16 protein-coding genes are annotated in these 16,509 nt (G+C 58.5%); 12 read left to right on the forward strand and 4 right to left on the reverse strand.

Annotation, left to right across the window (positions count from 1 at the left end; genetic code table 11):
- Positions 1 to 42 precede the first annotated feature (42 nt).
- The 4 genes from waaA (at position 43) to LG371_RS02900 (ending at position 2,751) form a co-directional block, all read left to right on the forward strand.
- Entirely contained in the window at positions 43 to 1,323 is a 1,281-nt protein-coding gene (waaA, locus tag LG371_RS02885; RefSeq protein WP_225747689.1) for a lipid IV(A) 3-deoxy-D-manno-octulosonic acid transferase, read from the forward strand.
- A 51-nt stretch (positions 1,324 to 1,374) separates the two neighbouring features.
- Entirely contained in the window at positions 1,375 to 1,725 is a 351-nt protein-coding gene (locus LG371_RS02890) for a RidA family protein (RefSeq protein ID WP_067592056.1), read from the forward strand.
- Positions 1,726 to 1,912: 187 nt separating this feature from the next.
- Complete coding sequence (locus tag LG371_RS02895; RefSeq protein WP_225747690.1) at positions 1,913 to 2,323, forward strand: surface-adhesin E family protein; 411 nt, start codon at positions 1,913 to 1,915, stop codon at positions 2,321 to 2,323.
- Between the two features lie 14 nt (positions 2,324 to 2,337).
- Positions 2,338 to 2,751 (forward strand): Ivy family c-type lysozyme inhibitor, encoded by a 414-nt coding sequence (locus LG371_RS02900; RefSeq protein ID WP_082890738.1) that lies wholly within the window; start codon positions 2,338 to 2,340, stop codon positions 2,749 to 2,751.
- A gap of 182 nt (positions 2,752 to 2,933) precedes the next feature.
- On the opposite strand, the gene ampD is transcribed toward LG371_RS02900, so the two are convergent.
- Positions 2,934 to 3,518 carry a 1,6-anhydro-N-acetylmuramyl-L-alanine amidase AmpD gene (gene ampD / locus LG371_RS02905; RefSeq protein WP_067592050.1) on the reverse strand — a complete coding sequence of 195 codons (585 nt, stop codon included), beginning with the start codon at positions 3,516 to 3,518 and terminating at the stop codon, positions 2,934 to 2,936.
- Between the two features lie 555 nt (positions 3,519 to 4,073).
- Between ampD and LG371_RS02910 the strand changes: the two genes are divergently transcribed.
- From LG371_RS02910 to LG371_RS02920, 3 genes are all read left to right on the forward strand, one after another.
- Positions 4,074 to 5,384: a pitrilysin family protein gene (locus LG371_RS02910; protein ID WP_225747691.1), complete on the forward strand. Its 1,311-nt coding sequence runs from the start codon at positions 4,074 to 4,076 to the stop codon at positions 5,382 to 5,384.
- Positions 5,385 to 5,482: 98 nt separating this feature from the next.
- Entirely contained in the window at positions 5,483 to 6,133 is a 651-nt protein-coding gene (locus LG371_RS02915) for a pitrilysin family protein (RefSeq protein ID WP_225747692.1), read from the forward strand.
- Positions 6,109 to 6,828, forward strand: coding sequence for a pitrilysin family protein (locus LG371_RS02920; RefSeq protein WP_255593057.1), 720 nt, complete (start codon positions 6,109 to 6,111; stop codon positions 6,826 to 6,828). Before LG371_RS02915 ends, LG371_RS02920 begins: the two co-directional genes overlap by 25 nt.
- 141 nt (positions 6,829 to 6,969) lie before the next feature.
- On the opposite strand, the gene LG371_RS02925 is transcribed toward LG371_RS02920, so the two are convergent.
- From LG371_RS02925 to yaaA, 3 genes are all read right to left on the reverse strand, one after another.
- Positions 6,970 to 8,520 (reverse strand): methyltransferase regulatory domain-containing protein, encoded by a 1,551-nt coding sequence (locus tag LG371_RS02925; RefSeq protein ID WP_225747693.1) that lies wholly within the window; start codon positions 8,518 to 8,520, stop codon positions 6,970 to 6,972.
- A 171-nt stretch (positions 8,521 to 8,691) separates the two neighbouring features.
- On the reverse strand, positions 8,692 to 9,183 hold the full coding sequence (locus LG371_RS02930; RefSeq protein WP_225747694.1) for a low molecular weight protein-tyrosine-phosphatase: 492 nt from the start codon (positions 9,181 to 9,183) through the stop codon (positions 8,692 to 8,694).
- A gap of 105 nt (positions 9,184 to 9,288) precedes the next feature.
- On the reverse strand, positions 9,289 to 10,059 hold the full coding sequence (yaaA, locus tag LG371_RS02935; protein WP_225747695.1) for a peroxide stress protein YaaA: 771 nt from the start codon (positions 10,057 to 10,059) through the stop codon (positions 9,289 to 9,291).
- A gap of 255 nt (positions 10,060 to 10,314) precedes the next feature.
- On the opposite strand from yaaA, the gene leuE reads away from it, so the two are divergent.
- The 5 genes from leuE (at position 10,315) to carB (ending at position 16,317) form a co-directional block, all read left to right on the forward strand.
- Positions 10,315 to 10,968, forward strand: coding sequence for a leucine efflux protein LeuE (leuE, locus tag LG371_RS02940; protein WP_067592032.1), 654 nt, complete (start codon positions 10,315 to 10,317; stop codon positions 10,966 to 10,968).
- Between the two features lie 124 nt (positions 10,969 to 11,092).
- A complete protein-coding gene (locus tag LG371_RS02945; protein ID WP_067592029.1) occupies positions 11,093 to 11,434 on the forward strand; it encodes a hypothetical protein in 342 nt (113 codons plus the stop codon).
- Between the two features lie 149 nt (positions 11,435 to 11,583).
- Positions 11,584 to 11,868 (forward strand): DUF3861 domain-containing protein, encoded by a 285-nt coding sequence (locus LG371_RS02950; protein WP_067592026.1) that lies wholly within the window; start codon positions 11,584 to 11,586, stop codon positions 11,866 to 11,868.
- A 161-nt stretch (positions 11,869 to 12,029) separates the two neighbouring features.
- A complete protein-coding gene (locus LG371_RS02955; RefSeq protein WP_225747696.1) occupies positions 12,030 to 13,067 on the forward strand; it encodes an endonuclease NucS in 1,038 nt (345 codons plus the stop codon).
- Between the two features lie 40 nt (positions 13,068 to 13,107).
- Positions 13,108 to 16,317 carry a carbamoyl-phosphate synthase large subunit gene (gene carB / locus LG371_RS02960; RefSeq protein ID WP_225747697.1) on the forward strand — a complete coding sequence of 1,070 codons (3,210 nt, stop codon included), beginning with the start codon at positions 13,108 to 13,110 and terminating at the stop codon, positions 16,315 to 16,317.
- Positions 16,318 to 16,509: the final 192 nt, after the last annotated feature.

Raw genomic sequence — 16,509 nt, forward strand, 5'->3', positions numbered from 1 at the left:
TCTCCGCCATCCAAAGGCTACCTGAAAAATCCCACCCATCCCATGCTCCCAGCCCTCTACCGCCTGCTCACCCGCCTCCTCGGCCGCCCGCTTGCCCGCCACCTGCTCGCCAAACGCAGCCGCCGCGCCCCCGCCTACCTGCTGCACCAGGGCGAACGCTTCGGCGAGCCGCCGCCGCACCCCGTGCAGGATGCCATCTGGGTGCACGCCGTGTCCGTGGGCGAAACCCGCGCCGCCGTGCCGCTGGTGCAGGCCTTGCGCCGCCGCTTTCCCGATGCCCCACTGCTGCTCACGCAAATGACGCCCACCGGCCGCGCCGCCGCCGAAAGCCTGTTTCCCGATGCCCAATGCCGCTACCTGCCCTACGACCACCCGGCTTGGACGGCCGCCTTCCTCGCCCAGCACCGCCCGCGCTTCGGCATTATCATGGAAACCGAAATCTGGCCAAACCTGCTCGCCGCCTGCCGCGCCGCGCGCCTGCCCGTGTTCCTCGCCAACGCCCGCCTCTCCGAGCAATCCGCGCAGGGCTACCGCCGCTGGCCCTCCCTGTTTGCCCCCGCCCTGCAAAGCTTCCGCCGCGTGCTCGCCCAAACCGAAGCCGACGCAGAACGCCTGCGCGGCATCGGCGCGGCAAACGTGCTGGTGTGCGGCAACACCAAATACGACATCGCCCCGCCCGAAGCTATGCGCCACCTGGCCGCCGAGTTCAAACAGCGCATCGGCAGCCGCCCCGTGGTGGTGTGCGCCAGCACCCGCTTCCACAACCAGCAAGACGAAGCCCTGCTGCTGCTGCAAGAATGGCGGCAGTATCGGGGCGACGCGCTCTTGGTGGTCGTGCCGCGCCATCCCGAGCGGTTCGACGCCGTGGCCGAAGCCGCCGCCGCGCTCGGCCTGCGCACGCAGCGCCGCAGCGACGGGCAGCCGGTGCACCCTGGCACCCAAGTGTGGCTGGGCGACAGCATGGGCGAACTCTTTGCCTACTATCTGGCCGCCGATATGGCCTTCGTGGGCGGTAGCCTGGTGGACACCGGCTGCCAAAACATCATCGAGCCCATTGCCTGCGGCAAGCCCACCCTGTTTGGCTATTCCACCTACAATTTCGCCGCCGCCTGCGCGGGCGCATTGGCCGCCGGCGCCGCGCTTCAGGTGGCCACGCCCGCCGAATGGTATGCCGCCGTGCAGCGCTGGCTGGCGCACCCCGCCGAACGCGAACGTTTTTCTGCCCAGGCCGCCGGCTTTATCCAAGCCCACCAAGGCGCCAGCGAGCGGATTACCGAAGCCGTGTGCGCGGCCTTGGCAGAGCCTGCCGAAGAGGCTACCTGAAATTTTCAGGTAGCCTTCCCCCGTTTCCCATTGCCAAAGAAAGGATTTGCCATGACCATCCGCCATCACCTCCCCGCCGCGCGCTATTCCGAAGCCGTGGTGGCCAACGGCTTTGTTTTCCTCTCCGGCCAAGTGCCGGGCAACCCCGAAGCCGGCATCGAAGCGCAAACCGCCGATGTGCTGGCACAAATCGACCGCATTCTGGCCGACTGCGGCTCCGATAAAGCCCACATCTGCGAAGCCGTGATCTACCTGCCCGATATGGCCGACTACGCGGACATGAACCGCGCCTGGGATGCTTGGGTGGCGCCCGGCAAAGCCCCCGCCCGCGCCTGCGTGCAGGCCGCGCTGGCCGATGCGGGCTGGAAGGTGGAAATCAAGCTGACGGCGGTGGTGAAATAGGCGCATTGCACGGCGCATAAATCAAAAGGCTACCTGAAAAACCAAAATATGGTTTCAGGTAGCCTTTTCTGTGTGAGTCGGGCTGAAGCGATGGGTTCAACGAAGTAAACCTTGGCAGCTCCGGCAGCCTTTTTTGTTGGCTTGGGGTATGATGGCGGAGTGTTGGATTGTGTTAAGGAGAAGAAAGATGAAAAAGGTATTGTTGGGGGTGCTGCTGGTGTTGGCTGGGATGACGGCGAATGCGGAGCGGATGGATGATAGGTGGGTGTTAATTGGGAATACCACTGAAGGTGGTGGCGTAATCTATTACGATAGCCAGACCATTACCAACAACACTGTTTGGTTTAAAATACGCTATACAAGTCGGAATTTGCCACACATTAGGACAGGACAAAAATTTAACGAATCTATAGCACAGTTTGCAATCAGTTGCCCAACTAGACAGATGGCTGAGGTATCACGGGTTTTTTATCTAAGAGGGAGAACAATAGCTTCTGGGTCTTCTCAATACCTGAAATACGATCCCATCACCCCGGATACCATTGGGGAAATAGCATATAGAGTAGTTTGCCAAGGAACAGAGCGGCAATATTTTTAAGTAATTAGGAGTAAATGATGAAAAAATCTTTTTTGTGTAGCTTGTTGTTGATATTCGGCTTCCCTACCCTTGCGCATGGGCGGGATGTATTTTTATGGAATCTGGTTAGTCGACAGCCTTATAAAACGGTTTGGCGACAAGCTGTCAGTAATGCGGTAAGAAATACAGATGATAACTGGTGGCTGAAAGATGCACGAGGGACAGGAACGCCGGTTCAGCAAGTGGTGGTAAACCACACTTTGTATTATCAGGCTTCTTTGTGCGAGCCGCATAATTGTGGCGATAATTTCATTTTGGTATTGATTAACAAGCAAAGAGTGGCTGCAATCCAATTTAAGGCAGATGGCGCGAATAGAGCCTATGGCAACCCGAACCGGCATGAGTTGCAATATCTGCTGCGTCAGTATGAGCGAGAAGCTAGTCAATAATTCAGTGAAGCAACCGCTGTAATAGGCGGGATTCTTTATTTAGTAACACTTGCCACGCTCCTAGCCACCACATCAAAAGGCTACCTGAAAAATTTGGCTATGCAGAAACGCCGTTGCGTGGCGTTTTGGCTTCGCTTAATTTTCAGGTAGCCTTTGGTGCGTAATGGGCAAACGCTGCGGGCTTATGCCGCGCCGTTTGCTGGGTTGCCCAACACTTCTTCCGCCAGCGGCAGGCCGGCGGCGGCGAGGCGCGGCCAGTCGAAGAAATGGCCGGGGTCGCTTTTGCGGCCGGGGGCGATGTGCTGGTGGCCGGTGATGGCGGCGATGGGGTAGTTTGCCGTCATGCTGTGCAGCAGGGGAATGAGGGCTTGGTATTGGGCTTCGGTGAAGGGTTCAAAGTCGCAGCCTTCCAGCTCGATGCCGAGGGAGAAGGCGTTGCAGCCGCTGCGGCCTTGGTAGCTTGACACGCCGGCGTGGTGGGCGGCGTCGTGGCCGGACACAAATTGCACCACGCGCCCGCTGCGCTCAATCAGGAAGTGGCTGGACACGCGCAAATCCACCAGCTGCGGGAAGAAGGGGTGTGCCTGCGGGTTGATGCGGTTGGCGAACAGGTCGCGGATGGCGCCGCTGCCGTATTGGAAGGGCGGCAGGGAGATGTTGTGCAGCACCACCAGCGAAACGGCTTCGCCTGGGGGGCGGGGGGAGAAGTTGGGCGAGGGGCAGCGTTCGGCGCCCTGCCACCAGCCTTGTTGCCAGCTTGGGTTCATGGTGTGGGGGAATCGGGTTGGGATGTGGGATTATAGCGCCAAAGGGAGAAGGGCTACCTGAAAACGTAGCTTCAACGCAGTTAATAAAGTCGGCAGCAAAACTTTTGCGGGGAAGTGGCGTAATTACCAATTTCAGGTAGCCTTTTGCCATTCCTATCCTGTTCACCCTTGCGCCTTATGCCGGCGCGGGCACCTACTTTTCTTTGCTTCATCAAAGAAAAGTAGGCAAAAGAAAGACGACTGCGGGCACAGGTTTGGCTTCGCCAAACTTCCCTCACTCTGCGCGGTTTTTCGGGTGGGCCCGAACTTGCGGCTGCGCCGCTTCGGGCATGCAAGCCCTTGTTTCCCGAAAAACCGCGCTCCGTTCGGCTGCGTCAGCAGAGAAGGGCATAGCTCAGCTGATTGCACCAAATGTTCTGTGTTTGGTTTTACGGAGGGGCCATTTTTAACTGCGTTGAAGCTACGCTTTCAGGTAGCCTCAGCCTGCCCAGCCCGCCGTGCGGCTGGGCGCAATTTTCGGTATCATGCGCTTTTCCCCCGTTTTTAGGAAAACTTATGTTCCGTTCCTTGCTTGTGGCCGCCGCGCTGGCGGCCTGTGTGTTGCCGGCGGCGGCCGAAACGCAATCGCGCGTGCTGGCCAACGGTATGAAGGTGATTGTGCGCGAAGACCACCGCGCGCCGGTGGCGGTTACGCAGCTTTGGTTTAAGGTGGGCAGCGCGGATGAGCACGCGGGCAAAACCGGCCTGAGCCACGCGCTGGAGCACATGATGTTTAAAGGCACGCCTACCGTGCCGGCCGGCGAGTTCAGCCGCCGCATTTCCGCGCTGGGCGGCAACGACAACGCCTTCACTTCGCGCAACGAAACCGTGTATCACCAAGAATTTGCCGCCGCCAATCTGCCGCAAGTGCTGGAATTGGAGGCCGACCGCATGGTGAACCTCAATTTCAGCGATGCCGATTTTGAAAACGAAATGAAGGTGATACGCGAAGAGCGCCGACTCACCACAGATAACGACCCCGGCGGCAAAATGTGGGAGCAGATCAACCTTGCCGCCTTCTCCAAGCCGGAAAACCGCGCGCCGGTGATCGGCTATGCGCCGGATTTGGACGCGCTCAAGCCGGAAGATTTGCGGGCTTGGTACCGCGCCTGGTATGCGCCGCACAATGCCACGCTGGTGATTGTGGGCGACGTGAAGGCGGGCGAAGTGTTGGACAATGTGGAAAAACTGTTCGGCAGCCTGCCGGACCACCCGTTGCCCGCGCGCAATGATTTGAACGAGCCGCCGGCCGCCGCCAATAGCTCTGCCCGCGCCACCGCGCCGGTGAGCTCGCCGGTGGTGGGGCTGGCCGTGAAAGTGCCCGCCCTGCGCCGGGTGGACGACAAGCTGCCTTATGCGCTGAATATGCTGGCCAACGTGCTCGACGGCAGCATGTCGGCGCGCATCGAGCGCAATCTGGTGCGTGGCAGCAAAGTCGCCACCGAAGCCTCGCTAGCCTACGATTTGCTCAGCCGCGCGCCGGATGTGCTGCTGTTTAGCGGCACGCCCGCGCCCAATGTGAAGCCCGAGCAGCTCACGGCGGCGTTTTGGGGCGAAGTGCGCAAGGTGGCCGAGCAGGGAGTGGGCGAAGAGGAGCTCGCCCGTGTGCGCAACCGCAGCCTGGCCGCGCGCGAGTTTGCCAAAGATTCGATGGAAACCCAGGCTTCCAACCTGGGCTCGCTGGAGTCGGCCGGCTTCTCTTACCAAGACGAAGAGGAAATCCGCCGCCGCCGCTTGGAGGTGAGTGCCGAAGAAGTGCGCGAGGCCGCGCGCTGGCTCTTGGCGCAGAAGCATGCTACCGTGGTGCTGTATCCCGAAGCCAAGTAGCGGCCGTTCCGATAAGCCTGCCCGATATTTTCAGGTAGCCTTCCCGCCTCAAGCAGAGGCTACCTGAAAACCTGTTTCCCCCTTTTAGGAGCAAACCCATGAAACCTTTTTTCCGCATCCTGCTGCTGGCCTGCCTGCTGCCCGCCGCCGCCCTGGCCGAGGATATCCCCATCCAGCGCTGGCAAACCGCCGACGGCACCCGGGTGCTGCTGGTGGAGCGGCACGAAAATCCGATTGTCGATATCAACGTGGCCTTCGACGCCGGCAGCAGCCGCGACAGCGCCGATAAAATCGGCGTGGCTAACTTCGCCGCCGCCCTGATGGACACCGGCACCCAAAACCTCAACGAAGAAGCCCTGCTCGGCCGCGTGGACGACCTTGCCGTGCAACTTTCCAGCTACGGCGGCACCGACAGCGCCGGCGTGCGCCTGCGCAGCCTCGCCAAGGGCGACATCCTCAACCCCGCGCTCGACCTGATGCGCGACGTATTGGCCGCGCCGCGCTTCGAGCCCACCGTGCTCAAACGCGAGCAAGACCGCGCCGTGGAAAACCTCAAGCAAAACCGCACCCAGCCCGCCTTCGTTGCCTCCATCGCCAACACCCGGCAAGTGTATCCCGCCCCCCCCTACGGCTACCCCGCCCGCACCAGCGAGCAAACCATCCGCCGCATCACCCCGCCGACCTGCACCGCTTCCACCGCCAATACTTCACCCGAGGCAACGCTGTGGTGGCCATTGTGGGCGACGTGAGCCGCAGCCAGGCCGAAGAAATCGTGGGCAAACTCACCGGCAGCCTGCCGCCGGGCGAACGCCCCGCCCCGCTGCCCGCCGCCGCCAACGGCACCCCGCGCACCCACAGCCGGCCGCATTCCGGCAGCCAGGCGCACATCGTGCTCGGCATGCCGCTGATCAGCCGCCACGACCCCGATTTCTACGCCCTCACCGTGGGCAACTACATCCTCGGCGGCGGCGGTTTCGACAGCCGGCTGATGAAAGTGTTGCGCGACCAACACGGCTACACCTACGGCGCCGCCTCCCGCCTCACCCCGCTGCGCGCCAACGGCCCCTTCACCCTCTCCTTCGCCACCGAGAAAGCCAACGCCCGCGCCGCCCTAGCCGCCACGCAGCAAGTGTTGCGCGACTTCGCCGCCAACGGCCCCACCGAAGCCGAAATGGCGCAGGCCAAAGCCAACCTGGTGGGCAGCTTCCCGCTGCGCTTCGACACCAACGCCGAGCTCACAGGCTACCTGAAAACCATCGGCCTCAACGACCTGCCCAGCGACTACCTGAGCCGCTACCCTGCCGCCATTTCGCGCCTGAGCGCGGAAGAAGTGAAAGCCGCCTGGCAGCGCCGTGTGCACGGCCTGCACACCGTGGTGGTGGGTATGCCTGCCGCCGGCAAACCCGCCGCCCCGCTCCGCCGAGCCCACGGCAGAAGGCGCTAGGCCGGGCGCTTGCCGATTGGTTGGCAAGCAAAAAGGCTACCTGAAAACGAGCTTCGCGAGTTTCTGCGCAGCTAAATTTTCAGGTAGCCTTTTTTGTTTGTGATTTGCCGGCACCAGCGGCAGCCTGCTATCAAAAGCGCGTTAATCCATACTATCGGGCAGGCACTGGAGGTTATGCAGCAGCCGCAGGCGGTGGCGCAGGAAGCCGGCTTTCTGGCGGGCGATTTCGGCCAGGTTTTCCTGTTCGCCTTGCAGCCCTTTGCCTTCGATAACCAGGGTTTGCCCCTGCCGCTGCAAGGCTTGCCAGGCCAGTGCGTCCCATTCTTCCGGCGGCAGGCCTTCGGCACGGAAGCGCAGGAACAGGCGGTCGAGATAAGGCAGTTCGATGCCGCCGCCAATCACGGGGCTGGCCAGCCAGCCCAGCGGGCTGTCGGCCTCGTCGTTGGAGAGGGCGTGGCGGTTGAGGCGGAGGCAGTAGGGGCGCTGCCGCTCGATATGCTCAACATCGGTGCACACGGCCAGGTCGTTTTTGGCAAACAAGACGGCCAGCGCGGAATAAAGCTGCAAAGAATCGATTTTGCCGGCCAGCGCCTGCCGCAGTTCGCCCACGTTGTGCACGGCGTTGTCGGCGAGCAGATTGAGCAGGGGGTCGTAGATGTCGGGAATCACGTTTACCGTGCGCAGGAAGGCCACGGCGGGATTGAATTCGGCGCGCTCGGTGAGCAGGATCACGTTGAGCGCGTCCCATGTGCGCGTCTGCTCCGAGAGGCCGGCGCGGCGGCCGCCTTTCACCCAATAATCGCAGCGGAACTGGCGGTTGGTGAGGTAGTCTTTCACGGTTTGGGCGAAGGAAGGATTTTTGATGCTGTTCACAAAAGCCTGCTGTTCGTCGTCAAACAGGCAGAACGTGAGGTCTTCAACATGGCGGGCGGAGCAGGCGTAGGAGAGCTTGGCGCTGCCGAGCCATTCTTCCATTTGCGAGAAATACATGGGCTGCCAGTCGCGGTTGAGGTATTCGTGGGCGATGTAGCCGGGGGAGTGGGTTTTCAGCTTTTGCAGGCGCTGGGGCAGGTCGGGCGCGTTTTTCACCAGGTGGGGGCTGTGTTTGAGCAGCTCGCTGCCGAAATCGAGGGCCTGGCTGATGCGCTCGCTGCGGCTGCCCGTGCCTAAATGGTCGCTATGCTGTTGCAGGATATGGCGAACCGGCAGGTGCGGCGCCCAGGAGGGCAGCACGTTGTAGCTGATGTAGAGCACGCCGCCGGCGGTGAGCTTGCGGCGGATGAAATCCACGATGATGCGGCGGTTTTCATCGGAAATCCACGTCCAGATGCCGTGCAGGGCGATGAAGTCGAAATCGGGCAGGTCGTCGCGGGCGCAGAATTCGGCAAAGCCTTGCTCAGCCAGTAGCAGCTTGTCTTTTTCCACGCCGGATTGGGCGGCCAGGCTGCGCGCGAAGGCGGCTTGGGCGGGGTTGAAATCGGTGGCGTGCCAGGCTGCGCGGCCGGCGGCGGCGTGGATGTTGGCCGACACGCCCTGCCCGAAGCCCAGCTCGCAGGCGTGCACAACCGGCGGCACAGCCAGCCCAGCACTCAAAAAGGGGATGGCGAGGCGCTCGGGGTTGAGCTCGGTGTAGTAGCCGTAGGTGTAGTTGATGTCGTTTACATAGCCTTCCGACCAGTCTGGGGCGCTCATGTTGGTTCCTGATATGTGGATGGAAAGGCGTTATTTTAGCAAACAATGGCGGCGCTTTAATGCCGATTTGAAGGCGGGAAAGGGCAAAGGCTACCTGAAAGTGTGAGCTTCAACGAAGTTAAAATTGGGCGGGCATGGTTTTCAGGTAGCCTTTTGCCGATGGCGGCCGCGTTAGCCTTTTTCGGGCGGCAGCAGCGGCTTGCCGGCGGCGAGGCGGTCGAGCAGGGCGGTGCAGCAGGCAGTGAGGATGTCGCGGGTTTCGCGGAAGTTGCCGGTGTACCACGGGTCGGGCACGTGGCTGTGGCGGCGCGGGCTCAGCAGCCGGGTGATGTTGAACATTTTGCCGGGGTGGCGGCCGAAGCGGCGCTCCATTTCGGCTAGGTTGTCGTCGTCCATGGCGAGGAGGTAGTCGTGGGCGGCGAAGTCTTGGTTGCGCAGGCGGCGGCTCACGAAGCCTTGGCTCTCGATGCCTTCGGCGTCGAGGATTTCAAGGCTGCCGCAGTGCATGCCTTCGCCGTCGTGCCAGCCGGAGGTGTCGGCGCTGGCGGTTTCCACGGGCAGGTCGCGCGCTTGGGCCATGCTGCGGCACAGGTATTCGGCCAATGGCGAGCGGCAGATGTTGCCGAGGCAGACGAAGAGGATTTTGGTGGGTTGCGGGCTCATGGGGCTACCTGAAAGTGATGTCTTGCGGAGCAGGGCGGGGTTCTGCAACGCGGAAAATCATGGCCTGGCCGGGCGCGCCGGTTTCAATGCGCGCCGGTTTCAATTTCAACGCTCGGCGCGGCGGAACACCCATTCGCTGTCAGACGAGGCGGCGGGGCAGAAGGCATAGCCTTCGCTGTCGAAATCCAGCAGCTGTTCGGGATCGGTGAGGGCGTGCTCGGCGGCGTAGCGCAGCATGAGGCCGCGGGCGCGTTTGGCGTAGAAGCTGATGATTTTGTAGCGGCCGTTTTTTTCGTCTTGGAAGACGGGGGTGATGAGGCGGCCGCCGAGCTTGGCGGGCTGCACGGCTTTGAAGTATTCCTGCGAGGCGAGGTTGATGAGCACTTGGGTGTGCGCTTCGGCCATGCGTTCGGCCAGAAGCTCGGTGATGCGGCTGCCCCAGAAGGCGTATAAGTCTTTGCCGCGCGGGTTGGCGAGCTTGGTGCCCATTTCGAGGCGGTAGGGCTGGATTAAATCCAGCGGGCGCAGGAGGCCGTAGAGGCCGGAGAGCAGGCCGGCATGGCGTTGCAGCCATTGAATTTGCGGTGGGCTGAGGCTGGCGGCGTCGAGGCCTTCATACACGTCGCCGTTAAACAGATACACGGCCTGCTTGGCGTTTTGCGGGGTGAAGGGGGGCTGCCAGGCGGCGTTGCGCTCGGCGTTGAGGCGGGCGATTTTGTCGGACACGCTCATCAGCGCGGCGATGTCTTGCGGCGGCAGCTCACGCAGTTTGCCCATGAGGATGGTGGATTGTTCGAGCAGCGCGGGCTGGCTGTGTTCGGCGGTGGGGGCGGGCTGGGTTTCGTTGAGGTTTTGGCGGGGAGAGGATGAAAACATGGCGGCGGGGCGGGAAAAATTTGCGATGGGCGGAGTTTAGCTTTTGGCGGCGCTGGGGGCAAATGCGGCGGCGGGGGATAGGGAAAGCAAATGGGCGCGATTAGGGGGAAAGGCTACCTGAAAGCGCTAGCTTCAACGAAGTTAAAAATATCGGCGGGCGGGTGGATATTTTTAGGTAGCCTCAAGCCGCGTTTGCCCGAGCCCGTCGTGTACAATGTCTGCCAGCGTTTTGCATTACAGGCTACCTGAAAACCTATGTTCGGCATCGTCAATCCCGTTTCTTATTTTATCGGCACGGTTATCCTGATTCTGATTCCGGGCCCCAACAGCATGTTTTGCCTTTCGATGGCGGCGCAGCACGGGGCGCGGCGGGCGTATCGGGCGGTGTTCGGCATTTTGCTGGGCGATTCGCTGCTGATGCTGGCCACGGTGCTCGGCGCGGGCGCGGTGCTGCGGCTGTATCCGGCGCTGTTTCATGCGCTCAAGCTGGCGGGCGGGCTCTATTTGGCCTACATCGGTTGCGGCATGCTGCGCGGGGCGGCGCGCAAATGGTTTGCCCCGCCGCCGAGCTTGCCGGATCTGCCTGCCGCCGCTGCGCCGCAGCCCGTGCGCCATATCTTCAAACGCGCCCTGCTTTTGAGCCTCACCAATCCAAAGGCGATTTTGTTTTTCCTGTCGTTTTTCATCCAGTTTGTCGATCCCGCCTATCCGCACCCCGCGCTTTCCTTCCTGCTGCTGGCGCTGGTGTTGCAGGCCATCAGTTTCAGCTATTTGAATTTTTTGGTGCTGGCCGGGGCGAAGGCGGCGCGGCTGTTTGGCCGGCGGCGGCGTTTGGGCGCGGCGGCCATGGGCGCCACCGGCCTGCTGTTTATCGGCTTTGCTGTGAGCCTGTGGCTGGCGGCGGTTTAGTGTTTGCTTTGTTGCAGCCCGAGTTTTCAGGTAGCCTCAATCTCTGCTGGGGCTACCTGAAAACTCGGGCGGTTTGCCGTATAATTAGCGGCATTTGCCCACACCGTCCGCATCAGGAATCCCCATGCCCAAACTCCGCATCCTCCTCGCCGCCCTCGCTCTTTCCGCCTGCACCGCCCTCGGCAGCCAAAACTACAGCGGCGAAAGCGCCACTTTCGGCGGCGACCATATCCTGCGCAACGACGTTACCCGCACCGTGCTCACCGCCGAGCGCGCCGCCCACAATTGCAGCCAAATCCAATCCATCCGCAGCAAAGTCCTGCAAGCCCGCAAAGTGCGCGGCCGCTGGCAGGTGCGCGAAGAATGGGCTGTGCAGGCCTGTGGCAAAACCCACCGCTACCACATCGGCCTGTTTGAAGACGCGCGCGGCGAAACCGACTACACCGTGCGCCGGATTTCCCGCTAACGCCAAATAAAATAAAGGAAAGGCTACCTGAAAAATATGCCTTCGCGCCGCCAAGGCGTTTGCATAAAGCTAAACCAGCCGACACATTTTAAACTTCGTTGAAGCTAGCGCTTTCAGGTAGCCCCTCCCCGCCCGCAGACGGAGCACCCATGAAACAACACCAATTCCGCCTTACCCTCGAACACCTTGCTGACAAAGACGGCCACCCCGTTTCCGCCGAACCGCTGGTGTTCGATGCGCCCAACCACGACAATATTTTCGACATCGTAAAACGCATGGAGCAGCGCGAAGGCTTCACCCCCGAAATGGCACAACGCTTCGCCGTGGGGCTGAAACTGATGGGCGAAGTGATGATGGAACACAAAGAACACCCGCTGTTTGCCGAATTGAAACCGCATTTTATGGAAATTATGAAAGCGGTGAAGCGGGGATAGAATTAAAAGAGGCTACCTGAAAGCGCTAGCTTCAACGAAGTTTAGAATGATGTCTTGCGAAGCTAAAAAAGGTTTGTTGATTTTCAGGTAGTATTTAAGATTTAGTGGCTTTTGAAGCCTACATGCTGATTACGGTTTGCTAAAAACTCAAGGAGACTATAATGTATCAAGTTGATATTTCGAAAAAAACAATGCAGAAACTTAACACCCCAACATTTGCTGAATTAAATTTGCGTGAAAGGTATGATATTCAGGAGTGGATTGACAATAATCCTGATATTCTTGGTGAAGAATTACTTATCATTGGGAAAGAAGTTGTTGTTGGGAATGGCATTAGATTAGATTTGTTAGCAATAGATATAAATGCTAATTTGGTTATTATTGAGCTAAAAAGGGACAACTCTGGCAATAATATTGATTGGCAAGCCATCAAATATGCATCTCATTGCTCCGCATTTAGTGATGAATATATTTTTACCATATATCAAGAATATCTAAATAATAAATCTATTCAAAAAAATGCTAAAACAGAAATTGAAAACTTCATTGGTAAAATTGGAAAAGGAATTGAACATCTAAACCAAGAACAACGCATTGTTTTAGTATCAAGAGAATTTCATCCAGATGTTGCTTCAGCAGTACTGTGGCTGAATGAAAAAGGATTAGATATTACGTGCATTAAAATTAATCTATTTACTATGGATGATGGTAAACTATTTATTTATCCTAATAAAATTATCCCCTTGCCAGAGGCAGAGGAATATGTAAAGCGGAAAGCCATACAAAAGCAAGAAAATATTATTCAACAGAGTAATTGGGATTTAATCTCTTTTGATATACTTGAATATACGAACAACGAATTATCAAGTAAGCTTGCTGCTTTCCTTTCAAAGCAAAATAATTTAACTGATAGGTTTATAGCATTTTTAGAAATATTATTGTCAGAAAATAGAGATTTTGACAGGGAGGAAATTAAGGATTTGTTATTTAACCGCTATAATATAGGTGATGACGTCCAGCATGCAGGTAGGTTATTAAGTAATATTAGCCAAGCAATTACTAGGAAATCCAATGATTTTCTGCGTCAATTAATTAGCTTTGGTCGAGATAGTGATACACCTGGTGCATATAAAAACAGCTATTTTATTGATAAAAAATATCGTGCCTTAATTCAGAATGTTATTAACGAAGTTATATAATTTGTCATATCAATAGATTGTTTATTAAAAGGTAAGCTATATGCCCAAACGTACCGACCTAAAATCCATCCTTATCATCGGCGCCGGCCCTATCGTTATCGGTCAGGCCTGCGAATTTGACTATTCGGGCGCACAGGCCTGCAAGGCTTTGCGTGAAGAAGGCTACAAAGTCATTCTGGTGAATTCCAACCCCGCCACCATCATGACCGACCCTGAAATGGCGGATGTTACCTACATCGAGCCGATTATGTGGCAGACGGTGGAGAAGATTATCGCCAAGGAGCGGCCTGATGCGATTCTGCCGACGATGGGCGGCCAGACCGCGCTGAACTGTGCGCTGGATTTGGCGCGCAACGGCGTGCTGGCGAAATACAATGTTGAGCTGATCGGCGCGACGGAAGACGCGATCGACAAGGCGGAAGACCGCGGCCGCTTTAAGGAAGCGATGGAGAAAATCGGTTTGCATTGCCCGAAATCTTTTGTCTGCCACACGATGAACGAAGCCTTGGCGGCGCAGGAACAGGTCGGCTTTCCGACGCTGATTCGTCCGTCTTTCACGATGGGCGGTTCGGGCGGCGGCATTGCCTACAATAAAGACGAGTTCTTGGCGATTTGCGAACGCGGTTTCGATGCGTCGCCCACGCATGAGCTGCTGATTGAGCAGTCCGTCCTCGGCTGGAAAGAGTACGAGATGGAAGTGGTGCGCGATAAGAACGACAACTGCATCATCATCTGCTTGATTGAAAACTTCGACCCGATGGGCGTGCATACGGGCGACTCGATTACGGTTGCGCCGGCGCAAACGCTGACGGACAAAGAATACCAAATCATGCGCAACGCAAGCTTAGCGGTATTGCGCGAAATCGGCGTGGACACGGGCGGCTCGAACGTGCAGTTTGCGGTGAACCCTGAAAACGGCGAGATGATTGTGATTGAGATGAACCCGCGCGTGAGCCGTTCGTCCGCGCTGGCTTCCAAAGCGACGGGTTTCCCGATTGCGAAAGTGGCGGCGAAACTGGCGGTCGGCTTTACGCTGGACGAACTCCGCAACGACATCACCGGCGGCAGAACGCCCGCGTCGTTCGAGCCTTCCATCGATTATGTCGTAACCAAAATCCCGCGTTTTGCGTTTAAAAAATTCCCCGCCGCAGACGACCGCCTGACCACGCAGATGAAATCGGTGGGCGAAGTGATGGCGATGGGCCGCACCATTCAGGAAAGCTTCCAAAAAGCCCTGCGCGGCTTGGAAACAGGCTTGTGCGGCTTCAATCCGAGAAGCGAAGACAAAGCGGAAATCCGCCGCGAACTGGCCAACCCCGGCCCTGAGCGTATGCTTTATGTTGCCGACGCGTTCCGCGCGGGCTTCACGCTGGAAGAAATCCACGAAATCTGCGCCATCGACCCTTGGTTCTTGGCGCAAATCGAAGACTTGGTGAAAGAAGAGCAGCAGGTAAGTGCAGGCTGCCTGCAAGATTTGGATTTCGCCGCCTTACGTCGTCTGAAACGCAAAGGCTTCTCCGACAAACGCATCGCACAGCTTTTGGGGCTACCTGAAAAAGAAGTGCGCGAACACCGCTACGCGCTGAACCTGCATCCCGTCTATAAACGCGTCGATACCTGCGCCGCCGAGTTCGCTACCGAAACCGCCTACCTCTATTCCACTTACGAAGAAGAATGCGAAGCGCGTCCTTCCGACCGTAAGAAAGTGATGATTCTCGGCGGCGGCCCGAACCGTATCGGTCAAGGCATCGAGTTTGACTACTGCTGCGTCCACGCCGCGCTTGCCCTGCGCGAATCGGGCTTTGAAACGATTATGGTAAACTGCAACCCCGAAACCGTATCGACCGACTTCGACACCAGCGACCGCCTGTATTTCGAGCCGCTGACGCTGGAAGACGTGTTGGAAATCGTCCGCACCGAAAACCCGTGGGGCGTGATTGTGCATTACGGCGGTCAAACCCCGCTCAAACTCGCCAACGCATTGGTTGAAAACGGCGTGAACATCATCGGCACGTCCGCCGACAGCATCGATGCTGCCGAAGACCGCGAACGCTTCCAAAAAGTGTTGAACGACTTAGGTCTGCGCCAACCGCCCAACCGCATCGCCCACAACGAAGAAGAAGCACTCGTCAAAGCCGAAGAAATCGGCTATCCGCTGGTCGTGCGCCCGTCTTACGTTTTGGGTGGTCGCGCCATGCAGGTCGTCCACTCCGCCGAACAGTTGCAAAAATATATGCGCGAGGCCGTGCAGGTATCCGAAGACAGCCCCGTGTTGCTCGATTTCTTCCTGAACAACGCGATTGAAGTCGATGTGGACTGCGTTTCAGACGGCAAAGACGTGGTTATCGGCGGCATCATGCAGCACGTTGAACAGGCAGGCATCCACTCCGGCGACTCCGGCTGCTCGCTGCCGCCTTACTCGCTCAGCGAAGAAATCCAAGACGAAATCCGCCGCCAAACCAAAGCCATGGCATACGCGCTGGGCGTGGTCGGCCTGATGAACGTACAGTTTGCCGTGCAGGATGGCGTGGTGTTCGTGTTGGAAGTGAACCCGCGCGCCAGCCGCACCGTTCCCTTCGTCTCCAAAGCCACCGGCGTGCCGCTCGCCAAAGTCGGCGCGCGCTGCATGGCAGGCATTTCGCTGAAAGAACAGGGCGTGGAAAAAGAAGTCGTCCCCGATTTCTATGCCGTTAAAGAAGCCGTGTTCCCCTTCATCAAATTCCCCGGCGTGGATACGATTTTGGGCCCGGAAATGCGCTCCACCGGCGAAGTGATGGGCGTAGGCGAAACATTTGGCGAAGCCTATCTCAAAGCCCAGCTCGGCGCGGGCGAACGCATGCCTGCCACCGGCAAAGTGTTCCTCTCCGTGCGCGAGGAAGACAAGCCGCTCATCGTGCAAACCGCCAAAAACTTCCAGCTGCTCGGCTACGGCGTGTGTGCCACGCGCGGCACGGCAGGCTACCTGAAAGAGCACGGTGTGGTGGTGCAGGCGGTAAACAAAGTGCCCGAAGGCCGCCCGCATATTGTGGACGCGATTAAAAACGGCGAAATCGCGCTGGTGGTGAACACCGTGGACAGCAACCCGCAGTCTGTGGCCGACAGCCACAGCATCCGCCGCAGCGCCCTCACCCAGCGCGTGCCGCAATACACCACCGTGGCCGGCGGCGAAGCCATGAGCGAAGGCGTGAAAAACCTGAACTCAATCGGCGTGTATAGCGTGCAGGAGCTGCATGCCAGGCTGAAAGGCTAGAGGCTACCTGAAAAAGGAAACAGGCTGCCCGGCGAATTGCTGGGCAGCCTTTATAGTTAAAGCTTTTCATTGCCTCCTACGGCGTTGCTGTGCTGCTTGTACTGCCTGCGCGGTTTGCTGCCTAGGCAAATAATTGCTTCAGCCAAGGGTTTGCAGGCAGGCTGGGGAAAGCGGAGCCAGGCATTTGGCAGA

The organism is Eikenella sp. Marseille-P7795 (genome assembly GCF_916618725.1).
Taxonomy (GTDB): Bacteria; Pseudomonadota; Gammaproteobacteria; order Burkholderiales; family Neisseriaceae; genus Eikenella; species Eikenella longinqua.

Excerpts from the sequence above, each read along its gene's own strand:
- waaA (WP_225747689.1), top strand. The coding sequence starts at position 43 with ATGCTCCCAGCCCTCTACCGCCTGCTCACCCGCCTCCTCGGCCGCCCG.
- LG371_RS02890 (WP_067592056.1), top strand. The coding sequence starts at position 1,375 with ATGACCATCCGCCATCACCTCCCCGCCGCGCGCTATTCCGAAGCCGTG.
- LG371_RS02895 (WP_225747690.1), top strand. The coding sequence starts at position 1,913 with ATGAAAAAGGTATTGTTGGGGGTGCTGCTGGTGTTGGCTGGGATGACG.
- LG371_RS02900 (WP_082890738.1), top strand. The coding sequence starts at position 2,338 with ATGATGAAAAAATCTTTTTTGTGTAGCTTGTTGTTGATATTCGGCTTC.
- ampD (WP_067592050.1), bottom strand. The coding sequence starts at position 3,518 with ATGAACCCAAGCTGGCAACAAGGCTGGTGGCAGGGCGCCGAACGCTGC.
- LG371_RS02910 (WP_225747691.1), top strand. The coding sequence starts at position 4,074 with ATGTTCCGTTCCTTGCTTGTGGCCGCCGCGCTGGCGGCCTGTGTGTTG.
- LG371_RS02915 (WP_225747692.1), top strand. The coding sequence starts at position 5,483 with ATGAAACCTTTTTTCCGCATCCTGCTGCTGGCCTGCCTGCTGCCCGCC.
- LG371_RS02925 (WP_225747693.1), bottom strand. The coding sequence starts at position 8,520 with ATGAGCGCCCCAGACTGGTCGGAAGGCTATGTAAACGACATCAACTAC.
- LG371_RS02930 (WP_225747694.1), bottom strand. The coding sequence starts at position 9,183 with ATGAGCCCGCAACCCACCAAAATCCTCTTCGTCTGCCTCGGCAACATC.
- yaaA (WP_225747695.1), bottom strand. The coding sequence starts at position 10,059 with ATGTTTTCATCCTCTCCCCGCCAAAACCTCAACGAAACCCAGCCCGCC.
- leuE (WP_067592032.1), top strand. The coding sequence starts at position 10,315 with ATGTTCGGCATCGTCAATCCCGTTTCTTATTTTATCGGCACGGTTATC.
- LG371_RS02945 (WP_067592029.1), top strand. The coding sequence starts at position 11,093 with ATGCCCAAACTCCGCATCCTCCTCGCCGCCCTCGCTCTTTCCGCCTGC.
- LG371_RS02950 (WP_067592026.1), top strand. The coding sequence starts at position 11,584 with ATGAAACAACACCAATTCCGCCTTACCCTCGAACACCTTGCTGACAAA.
- LG371_RS02955 (WP_225747696.1), top strand. The coding sequence starts at position 12,030 with ATGTATCAAGTTGATATTTCGAAAAAAACAATGCAGAAACTTAACACC.
- carB (WP_225747697.1), top strand. The coding sequence starts at position 13,108 with ATGCCCAAACGTACCGACCTAAAATCCATCCTTATCATCGGCGCCGGC.